Origin of the sequence: Vibrio sp. ZOR0018 (genome assembly GCF_963865925.1) — a bacterium.
Taxonomy (GTDB): domain Bacteria; phylum Pseudomonadota; class Gammaproteobacteria; order Enterobacterales; family Vibrionaceae; genus Vibrio; species Vibrio anguillarum.
Genome location: NZ_CAWMCN010000172.1, coordinates 1,254 through 1,828, shown reverse-complemented (window position 1 = coordinate 1,828; position 575 = coordinate 1,254).

Genomic DNA, 575 nt, shown 5'->3' with positions numbered 1-575 from the left:
ATTGGTTGGCCTAACAAACGGCTCAAGAGGGATTGCCAACGCGTGGCGGCTTTAGTACAAAATTGAAGTTCAGTGTTTACCGTGTGTTTTTTGAGTTCGGCTATGCGTTGTCAACCCCTTAGCCGGGCGTTATGCAACTCAGGTAAATTTAGGGATTCAATCTTTTGGGATTTCTCTGACCATTCGTTTTGTGTTGTCGGCAAATGAGCACTTTCACCCTCAAATTCGTGGTTAACTCAAACCGTAAAACAGGCAAGGTTCTTTGTTTGCCTCAATGAGTTTTGGTGCTGGTTTGTTGCCAATTCAGCGTGCGCAAAGTGTGGAAAGAGCAAGTTATTCGAGCATTTTGCACTTGCTGAAAGTCTTGCTTGTTGAGTTTGTCTGATTCAAAAGCTTGGTTGGTTGCTGAAAGGTGGGCTTTGTTTTGGCTGCTTATTTATCACGGTTCTTACTTGGGTTGGTTCTTGAATCACTCAACCATTGCAATCGTGGCTTTTGATCGAGTAAAGTCAGTTTATCTTATTGAATTTTCATAACAAACGGCTCAAGAGGGATTGCCAACGCATGGCGACTTT